Genomic DNA, 12146 nt, shown 5'->3' on the forward strand with positions numbered 1-12146 from the left:
CATTTTTTGACAATCTTTAACTATTCCCCTAATATTTGCCAGTTATTTTTCACGGACACGTCATTGTTTTCATTTCTTTCTGAAAACACCTTGCCCGCGCATCAATACCATGACACTCGGCGGATAACGCCAAGCGTTGAAACACACTACATCCGGAACAAAAACGGATGCTCGGAAAAACATTTCTAGGAGGTGAAACAACATGGAATGGGAATTCAACAGTTATTACACACTGATTGCCGCCACACTCGTGTTGCTGGTTGGTAAATTTCTGGTTCAAAAAATCAAATTCTTACGAGACTTCAATATTCCCGAGCCGGTCGCCGGCGGTTTGGTTGCCGCTATCGTCCTGTTCGCCCTGCACGAAGCCTACGGCGTCAGCTTCAAATTTGAAAAACCGCTGCAAGATGCGTTCATGCTCATCTTCTTTACATCCATCGGTTTGAGCGCCGACTTCTCCCGTTTGAAAGCGGGCGGTTTGCCTTTGGTTATCTTTACCGCCGTGGTGGGCGCATTTATCATCGTCCAAAACTTTGTCGGTGTCGGCTTGGCGAGCGCATTGGGCTTGGATCCGCTGATTGGCCTGATTACCGGTTCGATTACCCTGACCGGTGGTCACGGTACCGCCGGTGCATGGGGTCCTGACTTTGAAAGCAAATTCGGCCTGACCGGCGCAACCGGCTTAGGTATGGCTTCTGCAACATTCGGCCTGGTATTCGGCGGTTTGATCGGTGGTCCTGTTGCACGCCGTCTGATCAACAAAATGGGCCGTAAACCTATCGTCAAAACTGCCAAATCCGACGACAACGATGCTACTGATGACATCTTCGAACAAGCACAGCGCACTCGCCTGATTACGGCTGACTCCGCTGTCGAAACGCTCGCGATGTTTGCCGCATGTTTGGCTTTTGCCGAAATCGTGGACAGCTACGACAAAGCCTTCTTCGACTTGCCTAAATTCGTATGGTGTCTGTTTGCAGGCGTGGTCATCCGCAACGTCCTGACTGCCGCCTTCAAAGTCAATATGTTTGACCGTGCCATCGACGTATTCGGTAACGCCTCCCTGTCACTCTTCCTGTCTATGGCTCTTCTGAACCTGAAACTGTGGGAATTGACCGGTCTGGCAGGCCCTGTAACCATCATCTTGGCCGTACAAACCGTCGTGATGATTCTGTACGCCACTTTCGTTACCTACGTCTTCATGGGTCGCGATTACGACTCTGCCGTATTGGCAGCCGGTCACTGCGGCTTCGGTTTGGGTGCCACCCCGACTGCCGTTGCCAATATGCAGTCCATTACCCAAACTTTTGGCCCGTCTCACAAAGCCTTCTTGATTGTACCTATGGTGGGTGCGTTCTTCGTTGACTTGCTCAACGCCGCCATCCTCTCCGGCTTCATCAGCGTCATCAAAGGCTGATACGTCTGACATAGAAAAGCACTTGCCGCATTTACTTGCTGCAAGTGCTTTTGTTATGATAAGCACGTCAGGCCGTCTGAAAGGCCGTCATCTTCAGGAGTACCCATGTACAAAAAAACCGCTTCCGTATTGATTTTAAGCACGATTCTTCTTGCCGCATGCAGCAAAGAAGAGCCCAAAGCCGCACTTGATTGCGCCCAACCGGCCACACTGCAAAACATCCGTACCACCATCGAAGACACCCTCAAACAACAAGCGCGCTCCTTTGCCCGCAATGACAACCGCCAATTTGTCGATGCCGACAAAATCATCGCCGCCGGCCTCGAATTAGAAACCCTGCTTGAAGACCCCAAAGAAACCGAAGACGATGGCAAAGCCATCTGCCGCGCCAACCTCAAAATCCGCATTCCCGACACCATCCTCAAGACGGCCATAGACAACAGCCCGCTGATTTACGGCAACACCCCGTTGTCCGACATGCTCGAACAAAAACTGATGGGCAGCAACCTGACCTTTGAAAACAACACGTTCAGCACCACCCTGCTCTACACCCCCGACAAAGACGGCAAACCGGTTTTCGAAGACAACACCCTGAGCACCACCGCCCAAACCCTTTCCGCCACCCTGCTGCCCTACGGCGTGAAAAGCATTGTTATGATAGACGGCAAGCCTGTATCCAAAGAGCAGGCCATCAAGCTGCTGCAAAACCAAAACACGGAAGAGCCGCCGACTGTCAATCCGCAAGACATCCTTGAAAACAACGCCGCCAGCCAAGCTGCCGGCCTGACCGATGACGGCGACGATTCAGATTACGAAGTCCTGCGCCCCGACCATGAAACCCAACGCAACGAGCCGCCCGGCCTCAGCCAAAGCGAACTCGACAACGCGCGCGCGCAAAACCGTCAGGCGGACGGCGAAATCAACGACCTCTGGGGCGGCTTAGACAGCGATGTCAAACAACAAATCCTCGGCGAACAACGCGCCTGGATTCAAAGCAAAAAACTCAACTGCCAACAAGCAGCCGCGTCCGCAGACAACTCCGCACAAGCAGAATACCTGCGCCTGCAGTGTGAGACCCGCATGACCCGCGAACGTACGCAATACCTGCGCGGCTATTCCATCAACTAAAACCGATAAGGCCGTCTGAACATTCAGACGGCCTACAAGAAAGCACATCACATCATGCAATACCGAATCCACCGTGAAGGCAATGCCCAAAACACACCCTCTTCAGCCTCCACACCCGTCGACAACTGGGAGCGCAACACCCTGCGTGAAGTCCTCCTCGCCGCCTACCAAGAACAGCGCCGCGCCCGCATTTGGCGCAATATCTGGCGCGGTGTCGCCGTCCTCATCTTCCTCAGCCTGATCTTCGGCTTCGCAGAAGAAGAAGGAAAAACCACGAGCATCCAAGCCCGCAGCGAACACACCGCCGTTATCGACCTGACCGGCGAAATCGGCAACGACATCGACGACCAAGTCCAAATCCTGCGCGACAGCATGGAAGCCGCCTACAACAACGGCAACGCCAAAGCCATCATCATCCGTGCCAACAGCCCCGGCGGTTCGCCTGTCGTGTCCAACACGGCCTTTAACGAAGTCCGCCGCCTCAAAGCCGAACACAAAGACATCCCTGTCTACCTCGTTGCCGAAGACATGTGCGCTTCCGGCTGCTACTACATTGCCGCCGCAGCCGACAAAATTTACGCCGACCCTTCCAGCATTGTCGGCAGCATCGGCGTGATCGGCGGCGGTTTCGACTTTACCGGCCTGATGGACAAAGCCGGTGTCAAACGCCGTCTGAAAACCGCCGGCAGCAACAAAGGTATGGGCGACCCTTTCACGCCTGAAACCCCGGCACAAACCCAAATTTGGGAAACCATGTTGGGCGATATTCACCAAGAATTTATCAAAGCCGTCAAACTCGGCCGCGGCGCAAGGTTGAAAGACAAACAGTATCCCGATATTTTCAGCGGCCGCATCTATACCGGCAAAGAAGCCAAACAGGTCGGCCTGATCGACGACTTCGGCAGCATTTACAGCGTTGCCCGCGATGTCGTCAAAGCTCCTGAACTGGTCAACTACACGCCGCAAGACGATTTCAGCAAAATGCTCAGCCGCCGCTTCGGTGCGGAAGTGAAGGCTAAAGTCAAAGAAACTTTGTCTGAAATTTGGTAAACCAAAAGGCCGTCTGAAACCCAAATCATTGGGCTTCAGACGGCCTTTTTTATATGGTTTTTAAAATAAAACGCTGATTATTGTCCAAACATTTATCGGCTTCATAAACCGACAGGCAAATATCCCCTGATGATGCTGTTACAGGAACAGATTACGCCTGCAAACGATTAAACCTCCACGCTTCAGACGGCCTGTTTCTGCATATTATGCGCCATATCGAGCGCGGCGCGGACGGCAGTCATCAGGCTGCCGGAATCGGCTTTGCCCGTACCGGCCAAGCTCAAGGCCGTGCCATGATCGACGGAGGTGCGGATAAAGGGCAGGCCGAGGGTAATATTTACGCCTTCGCCAAAACCGGCGTATTTGAGTACCGGCAGCCCTTGGTCGTGATACATGGCAAGGACGGCATCGGCATCTTTGAGCAGAAAAGGTTGGAACACGGTATCGGCCGGATAAGGGCCGCGTGCGTCTATGCCTTCGGCCTGCAAGGCATGAAGCGCCGGAATAATGGTGTCGATTTCTTCGTGTCCCAAATGGCCGCCTTCGCCGGAGTGAGGATTGAGACCAGTAACGAGGATGACCGGATTGGCTATGCCGAACTTATGGCGCAGGTCGTGTTCAAGAATGCGGACAACCGACTCGATTAAAGGCTTCGTGATGGCGGCGGAAATGTCTTTCAGCGGCAGATGGGTGGTCACCAATGCCACGCGCAGGCCGCCGCCGGTCAGCATCATGACAACTTGTTCGGTATGGCTTTTTTCGGCTAGGTATTCGGTGTGGCCGCTGAAAAAGCCGTTGCCTGCGTGGGCATCGTTGATGATGCCTTTATGCAGCGGCGCGGTCACCATACCGGCAAACAGGTCGTCTGAAATGCCTTGATACGCCGTATCCAGCAGCCGGAGGACATACGCGGCATTGGCAGGATTGAGTTCGCCCGCCCGACACTCGGCATCTAAAGCAATATGCAGGACTTCGAGTTCGCCCTTGGGCAACGGATCGGCCGCTTGGGCTTGAAAGTCACGCAAGATGACGGATTTGCCGAGCTGTTCGGACCTTTGCGCCAACAGGTTTTTGTCACACAAAACAACGGGGCGGCAAGGAAGGTCGGAGAAAGCCAAATCGAGGCAGATGTCGGGGCCGATGCCGGCCGGTTCGCCGGAAGTGATGGCGAGAATGGGAGCAGTCATGGTGTTTCTCGGTATGGTTTACAGTATTTAGACAACGTCAGGCAAAATGCCTGCCCTACTTTTGCAGATTAACACAAATACAAAAAGGCCGTCTGAAAACAGTTTTTGCTTGGTCAAACTGTTTTCAGACGGCCTTAGCTGTTTACCGTTTTACACTTAAGAACGACGGCCGATCATGCGGTACAAAACGTCGTGGCCTTGAATGCGGTGGACGACAACCATGGCGATGTGGCCAGCGACAAGCGCAAAAAGCAGCCAGCCGAGTTTGTCGTGCGCCATATTGCCGAGGTTGGACATCCATTCGATTTTTTCAGGCGAACCCTGCATCACTTGGACGCCGAATACTTTCAACGGGCCGCGGCCGCCGCCGTATTGGCGGATCATGCCGATAACGGGGACGGCGAGCATGAAGACGTAAAGGGCAAGGTGGCCTGCTTTGGCGGCAAAGCTGTCGGCGGCAGGACGTTTGGACGCATTGAGCAAAGCCCAAACAATGCGCACGGCAATCACCAGTAGCGTGATGAAACCGATGGATTTATGCACGCCGAAGAGCGATTTGACCCATTCTTCGCCATCGTAGATGGTCCAAACGGTAATGGTGGAGAGGATGCCGATGAAACCGAGTACGGTCAGCCAGTGCAACGCGCGCGCGACGGCATCGTAGGTTTGTGGACGTGTAGTGGTCATAATGTTTCCTTGTTTTTGATTTGTTTGGTTTTTTGAATCGGCGGCATTGTAACAAAAATGTCCAACCAATTATGTTGCCTTTTTGAAGAGACTTCGTAACTGTTTGGAAAATTTGAAGAAACGGCGGTTTTATCCGTCAGGCTGCACAGGCCGTCTGAAAACAAGGGCAGGAATACCACCTTCTATGCCGAACTCGGGCTAAAATAGGCGTTTTTATTCTCGGGTACGCATCGATGCAGGTTTGGATTCGGCGGTTTGCGCTGTTGCTTCTGCCTTTGGGTTTCTTGGCGGTCATGGTGACCGCGCCTTTGCTGTCGCTGGCGTTTTACGACGGCGAAGGCGCTTGGGCGGAAGTGGTGGCTGATGACTATATGCGCCTGCGCTTGGGCTGGACGGTGGCGCAGGCGGTTTTGACTTGCGTCTTGGTCACGGCTTTGGGCATACCTGCGGCGTGGGTGCTGGCGCGGATGGACTTTGCCGGACGGCGCACGGTTTTGCGCCTGCTGATGCTGCCTTTTGTGATGCCGACCTTGGTGGCGGGCATGGGCGTACTGGCTTTATTTGGCGCACACGGTATGCTGGCGGCAGGTTGGCAGGACACGCCGTGGCTGCTGATTTACGGCAACGTGTTTTTCAACCTGCCGGTTTTGGTGCGCTCGGCGTATCAGGGATTTATGCGTGTGCCGCAGGCGCGGTTGCTGTCGGCACAATCTTTGGGCGCGGACGCGTGGCGGCGGTTTGTCTGGGTCGAATGGCCGGTGGTGCGCGCGTGGGTTGCCGGTGGCGCGTGTCTGGTGTTTTTATATTGTTTTTCAGGCTTCGGACTGGCCTTACTGCTCGGCGGCGAACGTTTTGCAACGGTGGAAGTGGAAATCTACCGGCTGGTGGCGTACGAGTTGGATATGGCGCGTGCGTCGGTGCTGGTGTGGCTGGTGCTGGCGGTTACGGCGGCGGCAGGAGGTTTGTATGCGTATTGGAGCAAGCGCGTGGCGGTGGATAAGTCGGTCTCGCCTTTGCCTCCGCGTGCGCCGATATGGGCTTGGGAAAAATGGCTGACAGCAACGGTATTGGCCATGTTGGCAGTATGCTGCCTGCTGCCTTTGGCGGCGGTGTGGCTCAAGGCGGCAGCGGCAGGCTCTTCGTGGGCGGTTTTGCTGGAAGCGCAAACGTGGGCAGCGGTGTGGAACACCATCCGTTTCTCTGTGGCAGCGGTGGCGGCGGCGATGGTTTTGGGCGTGCTGTATGCGGCGGCAGCACGGCAAATGGCGTGGTTGCGCGCGCTGATGTTTTTGCCGTTTATGGTGTCGCCCGTGTGCATCGCCTTCGGCGTTTTGCTGCTCTATCCGCAGTGGACGGCTTCGCTGTGGCTGCTGACGGCGACTTACGCGCTGTTGGCGTATCCGTTTGTGGCCAAAGACGTACTGGCCGCGTGGGACGGTTTGCCCAAAGATTACGCGGCGGCGGCGCGCACCATGGGCGCAAACTGTTTTCAGACGGCCTGTTATGTAACCGCGCCTTTATTGAAACCGGCCTTGCGGCGCGGTCTGACTTTGGCTTCAGCAACGTGTATCGGCGAATTTGCGGCCACATTATTCCTGTCGCGTCCCGAATGGCAGACGCTGACCACTTTGATTTACGATTATCTCGGACGCGCCGGTGCGGACAATTACGGACGGGCGATGGTGTTGACGGCGGTATTGACCGCTTTGGCTTTGACGGCATTTTTGCTGGTGGACGAAGCGGAAGGGCAAAAGGCCGTCTGAACGTAGTCTGCTCAAATTCCCTTCGCTTTCACTACACTATTGCCGCGCCTTGTATCGAAAATTGATTGAATCCGCTATATAATTTGTTTTTAACCGCACTCAACACGACCTATCATGACCGACTTAGAAACCAAACGCCTTGAAACCCAAGCCATGCTGGACAATGCCGACTTGCTGTTTGGCCAAGAACAATGCCGCGCGGCCTTGCAAAAAGTTGCCGACGACATTACCCGCGACTTGGGCGACAAATACCCCCTGCTCCTGCCTGTAATGGGTGGCGCGGTGGTGTTTACAGGACAGTTATTGCCGCTGTTGCGCTTTCCTTTGGACTTTGACTACGTCCACGTTTCCCGCTACGGCGACAAACTCGCAGGCGGCGCGTTCAACTGGAAACGCATGCCCGACCCCGAGCAAATCAAAGGCCGTCATGTCGTCGTTTTGGACGATATTTTAGACGAAGGCCACACCATGGCCGCCATTCAGGAAAAACTGTTGGAAATGGGTGCGGCAAGCTGCCGTGCGGCCGTATTTGCCAACAAACTGATCGACAAAGAAAAACCAACCAAAGCCGATTATGTCGGTTTGGACGTGCCCAACCGCTACGTCTTCGGCTACGGCATGGATGCCGCCGGCTGTTGGCGCAACCTCGGCGAAATCTACGCCTTAAACAATAAATAAAACAAAGGCCGTCTGAAAAATCTTCAGACGGCCTCAACCCCAATGCTAGGAACACATCATGATAGGTTTGTTAATCATTACACATGAAACCATAGGTGAAGCCTATCGCGGTTTGGCCGACCATTTCTTTCCCAACGGCTTCCCCGAAAATCTCCACATCCTCGGCGTACAGCCCGACGAGGATCAAAACGACATCATCAACAACGCCATCGCCGCATTGCAGGAATTTCCCAACAACCGCGGCGTGCTGATCATGACCGACATCTTCGGCGCAACCCCATGCAACGCCGCACGTCGGCTGGTGCGCGAAAACAAATCCGCCATCCTGACCGGCCTCAACGCCCCGATGATGATTAAAGCCATCCAATACTCATCACAAGCCGAAAACCTCTCCGACTTCACCGAAACCGTCAAAGAAGCCGCCATCCGGGGCATTTTCGCCATTACATCCGCACCTGAAGACCTGATGTGCAAAGAACACGGCTAAGGCCGTCTGAAAACATTCACTTTACGAACATTACATTTAGGGGACATCCATGCTCAAACAAGAAATTGAAATCATCAACAAACTCGGCCTGCACGCGCGCGCTTCCAGCAAATTCACCCAAACCGCCTCCCAATTCCAAAGCGAAGTCTGGGTCACCAAAAACGGTAACCGCGTCAACGGCAAAAGTATCATGGGCCTGATGATGCTGGCCGCCGCCAAAGGCACCGTGATTGAGCTGGAAGCAGAAGGCGCAGACGAAGCCGCCGCCATGCAGGCGTTGACCGACCTCATCAACGACTACTTCGGCGAGGGCGAATAATGAGCATCGTCCTACACGGTGTAGCCGCGGGCAAAGGCATTGCCATCGGCCACGCCCACCTCATCACGCGCGGCACGGCGGAAGTCCCTCAATACGACATTGATCCCGACAAACTCGATGCCGAAGTTGCCCGTTTCGACAACGCCATCAAAGCCACGCGCAAAGAATTGGAACAGCTGCGCGGCGCAATTCCCGAAAACGCCCCGACCGAATTGGGCGCATTCATCTCCCTGCACCTGATGCTGCTGACCGACGTTACCCTCTCGCGCGAACCCATCGACATTTTGCGCGAGCAGAAAATCAACTCCGAATGGGCATTGAAACTGCAAAGCGACAAGCTTGCCGCCCAGTTCGACAGCATCGACGACGACTACCTGCGCGAACGCAAACAGGACATGCTTCAAGTCGTCCACCGCATCCACAACAACCTTGTCGGCCAAAGCAACGAAATCAACCTCGCCGGTAACCTGCTTGACGACACCGTCCTCATTGCGCACGACCTCTCGCCTGCCGATACCGTACTATTCAAAGAGCAGCACATTACCGCCTTCGTAACCGATGCCGGCGGTCCGACCAGCCACACCGCCATCTTGGGCCGCAGCCTCGACATCCCGTCCGTCATCGGCCTGCACAACGCCCGCAAACTCATTACCGAAAACGAAATCGTCATCGTCGACGGCATCAACGGCGTCCTCATCATCGATCCCGACGAAGTCGTCCTCAACGAATACCGCCGCCTCGCCCGCGAATACCGCAGCCACAAGCGCGAACTCAACAAAATCAAAAAAACCGCCGCCACCACGGCCGACGGCATCAACATTGAGTTGCTCGCCAACATCGAATCCGCAGAAGACATCAAAGCCCTGCACAACTTCGGCGCAGACGGCGTCGGCCTGTTCCGCAGCGAATTTCTTTATCTCAACCGCGACAGCATGCCGACCGAAGACGAACAATACGAAGTCTATGCCGGCATCGTCAAAAAACTCAAAGGCAAAAACATCACCATCCGCACCGTTGACTTGGGTGTAGATAAAAATCCGCGCTGGTTCGGCCAAAACAGCACGCCCAACGGCAGCCTCAACCCCGCGCTCGGCCTGACCGGCATCCGTTTGTGCCTCGCCGAGCCGGTCATGTTTCGCACCCAAATGCGCGCCATCCTCCGCGCCGCCGCCCACGGCCCCGTGCGCATGATGTGGCCGATGATTACGTCCATTTCCGAAGTGCGCCAATGCCTTATCCATCTGGACACGGCCCAACGCCAGCTGACCGAACGCGGTGAAACCTTCGGCCCGGTCAGCATCGGCTGCATGATCGAAATCCCGTCCGCCGCCATGACCGTCGGCAGCATCCTCAAGCTCGTCGACTTCGTTTCCATCGGCACCAACGACCTGATTCAATACCTCCTGTCGGTCGACCGCGGCGACGACAGCGTCAGCCACCTCTACCAACCCGGCCACCCTGCCGTCCTCAAAACGCTGCAACACATCATCCGCACCGCAAACCGCATGGAAAAAGGCGTGTCCATCTGCGGCGAAATGGCCGGCGATACCGTCTTCACCCGACTGTTGCTCGGCATGGGCCTGCGCCGCTTCTCCATGAACCCCAACAACCTGCTTTCGGTTAAAAACATCATCCTGCACAGCAACACCGGCCATCTCGAAAACGATGCCGCCAAAATCCTGCGCTGCGAAGACCCGGAAAAAGCCGAAAAACTGATTAAAATCCTTAACCAAAGCGAACAGGCGGAATCACAGGCCGTCTGAATCTCTAAAAAGGGCGTGTTTCGATACACGCCCTTTTATTCGTCCCCATTTTGGGTTTACGCCCAACTCTCCCTCAAGCCCTCTTCTTCCCTATTTCGCCATTTCAAAAACCAACCTTTTTCACTTTTCCCAAACACTGCTTACAGGCCGTCTGAAAAATATAGGGCGCAAGTGAAATAAAACTTTTATGCCGACACCAAAGGCCGTCTGAACCCTGATTGCAAGGTTTCAGACGGCCTTGTTTTCAACCGAATACCTTTTATTTTTTTGCAATAAAAAACCCTTTACCGATCCATTCCAGCTACTGCCCACTATGGCTTTAGGTACCCCATATCATTCCTTTTTACTAGGTCTTCAGTACACCAAAGCCCTATATAAACACTATCCCTTCGTTTTAATGATGAAACTTTTTATTTCGAAATATGTCTATCCCTACATTCACTTGAAAAAAGATTCAATACCTTATAAATTTATAAAAAGATAGTAATTATCATCATATTTTAAAGGAATGATTCATGAGATTTACGCAACTTTCTGCTTTGATTGCCGCCGCAGCTTTATCAGTCGGCTCCGTATCCGCTTTTGCCAAACCCGTTCAGCTGACCGATACCGTTGGCCGTAAGGTAACTGTCGACCTGCCTGCCAAACGTGTGGTGTTGGGCTTCTATTACCAAGACTACATGGCCATCGGCGGTAAAACCGCGCTGGACAACGTCGTTGGTTTTTCCAAAGCAGTTTGGGCCGACTGGGCGCCGCCGAGCTGGGCGGCATTCAGCAAAGCCGTGCCTAAACTGAATCAGCTGACCGACGTGGGCGAAGTGGAAGTCGGCACTTTCTCGATTGAGAAAGTATTGGCGCTGAAACCCGATTTGCTGGTTTTGGCCGAATGGCAATACAAGGCTTTGGGTTCCGATCTCGACCGCATCAACAAGGCCGGCATCCCCATCGTCGTGTTGGACTACAACGCGCAAACGGTGGCCAAACACGTCCAATCGACCAAGCTTATCGGCACGCTGACCGGCCAGCAGCAAAAAGCCGACAAACTGGCGGCAGACTACAAACGCGTTGCCGACACCATCCAAGCGCGCGTGCAAAAAGCCAACCTGCCCAAGCCTAAAGTCTATATCGAGTTCGGCAACAAAGGCCCTGCCGAACACAGCGTTACCTTCGGCAAAAGCATGTGGGGTTCGATGGCGACACTGGTCGGCGGCAACAATATCGCCGCTTCTTCGGTCGAATTCTACGGCCCGATCAATCCTGAAAAAGTCCTCGCCGCCAAACCCGACGTGATCGTGATTACCGGCCGCGAAACCGAATTGAAGAAAAACCCTGCCGCCATGGTGATGGGCTGGGGCATTCCAAAAGCCGAAGCGGAAAAACGCTTGGCAGGCTTTGCCAAACGCGCCGGCTGGGCCAACCTGCCTGCGATTAAAAACAACCGCCTCTACGCCGCCTACCACGCCAACTCGCGCACGCTGTCCGACAGCGCGTCGATTCAGTTTATGGCCAAAGCGATTTATCCGCAGTTGTTTAAGGATTTCAACCCTGAGAAGACCTATCTGGACTTCTACCGCCAAAACCTGCCCGTCGTACCGAACGGCACGTTCTACCTCTATCCGAAAGGACAATAAGGTAATTTAGATTTTCAGACGGCCTTTTAAATCGGA

Annotated in this window: 11 protein-coding genes; 9 read left to right on the plus strand and 2 right to left on the minus strand. The window is 54.3% G+C overall.

Features of this window, described 5'->3' with window-relative positions:
• The first annotated feature begins 202 nt into the window (after nucleotides 1-202).
• The 3 genes from gltS to ACTHTG_RS05175 all read left to right on the plus strand — a co-directional run bounded on the left by gltS (nucleotide 203) and on the right by ACTHTG_RS05175 (nucleotide 3595).
• Nucleotides 203-1417 (plus strand): sodium/glutamate symporter, encoded by a 1215-nt coding sequence (gene gltS, locus ACTHTG_RS05165; RefSeq protein ID WP_004519089.1) that lies wholly within the window; start codon nucleotides 203-205, stop codon nucleotides 1415-1417.
• 105 nt (nucleotides 1418-1522) lie between these two features.
• A complete protein-coding gene (locus ACTHTG_RS05170; RefSeq protein WP_308538563.1) occupies nucleotides 1523-2545 on the plus strand; it encodes a lysozyme inhibitor LprI family protein in 1023 nt (340 codons plus the stop codon).
• Between the two features lie 54 nt (nucleotides 2546-2599).
• On the plus strand, nucleotides 2600-3595 hold the full coding sequence (locus ACTHTG_RS05175) for a S49 family peptidase (RefSeq protein ID WP_308538564.1): 996 nt from the start codon (nucleotides 2600-2602) through the stop codon (nucleotides 3593-3595).
• A 182-nt stretch (nucleotides 3596-3777) separates the two neighbouring features.
• Here the strand turns inward: ACTHTG_RS05175 and pdxA are convergent, their stop codons facing one another.
• The gene (gene pdxA, locus ACTHTG_RS05180) at nucleotides 3778-4782 is read right to left on the minus strand and encodes a 4-hydroxythreonine-4-phosphate dehydrogenase PdxA (protein WP_308538565.1); all 1005 of its coding nucleotides are present in this window, start codon (nucleotides 4780-4782) and stop codon (nucleotides 3778-3780) included.
• Between the two features lie 156 nt (nucleotides 4783-4938).
• Nucleotides 4939-5469 carry a cytochrome b gene (locus tag ACTHTG_RS05185; protein ID WP_308538566.1) on the minus strand — a complete coding sequence of 177 codons (531 nt, stop codon included), beginning with the start codon at nucleotides 5467-5469 and terminating at the stop codon, nucleotides 4939-4941.
• A 233-nt stretch (nucleotides 5470-5702) separates the two neighbouring features.
• Between ACTHTG_RS05185 and ACTHTG_RS05190 the strand changes: the two genes are divergently transcribed.
• From ACTHTG_RS05190 to ACTHTG_RS05215, 6 genes are all read left to right on the plus strand, one after another.
• Entirely contained in the window at nucleotides 5703-7232 is a 1530-nt protein-coding gene (locus ACTHTG_RS05190; protein WP_308538567.1) for an ABC transporter permease, read from the plus strand.
• A gap of 114 nt (nucleotides 7233-7346) precedes the next feature.
• A complete protein-coding gene (locus ACTHTG_RS05195; RefSeq protein WP_070646501.1) occupies nucleotides 7347-7910 on the plus strand; it encodes a hypoxanthine-guanine phosphoribosyltransferase in 564 nt (187 codons plus the stop codon).
• Between the two features lie 58 nt (nucleotides 7911-7968).
• Nucleotides 7969-8397 carry a PTS sugar transporter subunit IIA gene (locus tag ACTHTG_RS05200; protein ID WP_004519097.1) on the plus strand — a complete coding sequence of 143 codons (429 nt, stop codon included), beginning with the start codon at nucleotides 7969-7971 and terminating at the stop codon, nucleotides 8395-8397.
• A gap of 49 nt (nucleotides 8398-8446) precedes the next feature.
• Nucleotides 8447-8716 (plus strand): HPr family phosphocarrier protein, encoded by a 270-nt coding sequence (locus ACTHTG_RS05205; RefSeq protein ID WP_004519098.1) that lies wholly within the window; start codon nucleotides 8447-8449, stop codon nucleotides 8714-8716.
• Nucleotides 8716-10479, plus strand: coding sequence for a phosphoenolpyruvate--protein phosphotransferase (gene ptsP, locus ACTHTG_RS05210; protein ID WP_004519099.1), 1764 nt, complete (start codon nucleotides 8716-8718; stop codon nucleotides 10477-10479). The genes ACTHTG_RS05205 and ptsP overlap by 1 nt, the downstream gene beginning before the upstream one ends.
• A 515-nt stretch (nucleotides 10480-10994) precedes the next feature.
• Complete coding sequence (locus ACTHTG_RS05215) at nucleotides 10995-12110, plus strand: ABC transporter substrate-binding protein (protein WP_004519101.1); 1116 nt, start codon at nucleotides 10995-10997, stop codon at nucleotides 12108-12110.
• Nucleotides 12111-12146 lie beyond the last annotated feature (36 nt).

The sequence above is a fragment of the Neisseria sp. P0017.S009 genome (assembly GCF_051957375.1).
GTDB lineage: Bacteria > Pseudomonadota > Gammaproteobacteria > Burkholderiales > Neisseriaceae > Neisseria > Neisseria perflava.

What these genes read in the sequence shown, in the direction of transcription:
- ACTHTG_RS05185 (WP_308538566.1), bottom strand. Translation starts at nt 5,469, where the DNA reads ATGACCACTACACGTCCACAAACCTACGATGCCGTCGCGCGCGCGTTG.
- ACTHTG_RS05190 (WP_308538567.1), top strand. Translation starts at nt 5,703, where the DNA reads ATGCAGGTTTGGATTCGGCGGTTTGCGCTGTTGCTTCTGCCTTTGGGT.
- ACTHTG_RS05170 (WP_308538563.1), top strand. Translation starts at nt 1,523, where the DNA reads ATGTACAAAAAAACCGCTTCCGTATTGATTTTAAGCACGATTCTTCTT.
- ACTHTG_RS05205 (WP_004519098.1), top strand. Translation starts at nt 8,447, where the DNA reads ATGCTCAAACAAGAAATTGAAATCATCAACAAACTCGGCCTGCACGCG.
- ACTHTG_RS05195 (WP_070646501.1), top strand. Translation starts at nt 7,347, where the DNA reads ATGACCGACTTAGAAACCAAACGCCTTGAAACCCAAGCCATGCTGGAC.
- gltS (WP_004519089.1), top strand. Translation starts at nt 203, where the DNA reads ATGGAATGGGAATTCAACAGTTATTACACACTGATTGCCGCCACACTC.
- ACTHTG_RS05175 (WP_308538564.1), top strand. Translation starts at nt 2,600, where the DNA reads ATGCAATACCGAATCCACCGTGAAGGCAATGCCCAAAACACACCCTCT.
- ACTHTG_RS05215 (WP_004519101.1), top strand. Translation starts at nt 10,995, where the DNA reads ATGAGATTTACGCAACTTTCTGCTTTGATTGCCGCCGCAGCTTTATCA.
- pdxA (WP_308538565.1), bottom strand. Translation starts at nt 4,782, where the DNA reads ATGACTGCTCCCATTCTCGCCATCACTTCCGGCGAACCGGCCGGCATC.
- ACTHTG_RS05200 (WP_004519097.1), top strand. Translation starts at nt 7,969, where the DNA reads ATGATAGGTTTGTTAATCATTACACATGAAACCATAGGTGAAGCCTAT.
- ptsP (WP_004519099.1), top strand. Translation starts at nt 8,716, where the DNA reads ATGAGCATCGTCCTACACGGTGTAGCCGCGGGCAAAGGCATTGCCATC.